The organism is Pseudoalteromonas sp. NGC95, from assembly GCF_015864705.1.
Taxonomy (GTDB): Bacteria; Pseudomonadota; Gammaproteobacteria; order Enterobacterales; family Alteromonadaceae; genus Pseudoalteromonas; species Pseudoalteromonas arctica.
This window is the reverse complement of sequence record NZ_JADYWR010000057.1, coordinates 1-1,261: the sequence shown is the minus strand read 5'-3', so window position 1 is coordinate 1,261 and position 1,261 is coordinate 1. Positions and strand designations below refer to the sequence as shown.

The window sequence follows — 1,261 nt, the reverse complement described above, 5'->3', positions numbered from 1 at the left end:
TGGTCAATAAAATTTGGCCACAGTTTTAGAATCTTGATATCTAACCTCAGATTCATTTGGCGCTAAACCGGCATTATAATGATGCGGCCTAACGTTGTTGTAATATCCGTTGATATAATCACTAACGCTATATTTAGCATCTATAAAATTTCCATATCCAACCTTTGGCATCCATTCCGTTTTAAAGCTTCTAAAAAATCGCTCCATTGGTGCATTATCCCAACAGTTTCCACGCCTACTCATACTTTGTTTGATTTTATAGCGCCATAAACGTTGACGATATTTTAAACTGGTATAGTGACTACCCTGGTCTGAATGAAACATCAGTCCTGTCGGTTTTCCTCTGCTTTCATACGCGAGTTCAAGCGCTTTTAGCGTTAAATTAGTATCTGGCGACAACGACATGGCCCAGCCAACTACTTTACGTGCAAATAAATCAATAATAACGGCTAAATAAGCCCAGCGATTACCTACCCAAATATACGTCACATCACCGCACCACACGGTATCTGGCTCAACAACATCAAATTGTCTATCAAGCAGGTTTGGAATTTCAAGGTGTTCATTACCGCCGCGTTTATATGAATGTTGAGGTACTTGACAGCTTTCAAGCTTTAATTTAACCATTAGCTTAGCAGCACGATAACGACTCAATTCAAAATCATTGTTCGTTGCTATTGCCGCGATTGTCCGCGCGCCAGCTGAGCCGCCGCTCATTGCCTGTATTGCTCTAACTTCAGCCTCTAGCCTTACTTGTTCTGGTGTCGGCGTTGTATCCCTTATAGCCCAATATTTATAGCTGCTACGATGCACATTGAATACGTTACACAGCACGCTAATTGGGTAACGCTCTCGTTGATTTAGTTTCTAAATTAACGAGAATTGTTCAGGGAGTCGGACATCAAGAGAGCGGTAGCCTTTTTTAATATATCCTTTTCTAATTCGATGCGTTGGATTTGCTTTTTAAGTTCGCGGATTTCAATTTGTTCGGGCGTCATTGGCGAAGCCGATGGTGGCTGGCCATTACGCTCTTGCTTTAATTGAGTAACCCACTTACTAACGGTTGATTTACCCACACCCATCGCTTTGGCTGCTTCTTCTTGAGTATAACTTTGGTCAACTACAAGCTGAGCTGTTTCTAATTTGATTGCTGCAGAATACGTTGCACGTTTTAATTTCGTCATTTTTTCACCCAAATTTGTATGCTTATCAGCATAACATTTCTTTCTTAATGGGTGGCCAAAATCACTGTACCACTACA

1 pseudogene is annotated in these 1,261 nt (G+C 41.0%); it reads right to left on the bottom strand.

Annotation, left to right across the window (positions count from 1 at the left end):
• Positions 1-3 precede the first annotated feature (3 nt).
• Positions 4-1,184: pseudogene (locus I6E70_RS20505) on the bottom strand (IS3 family transposase).
• Positions 1,185-1,261: the final 77 nt, after the last annotated feature.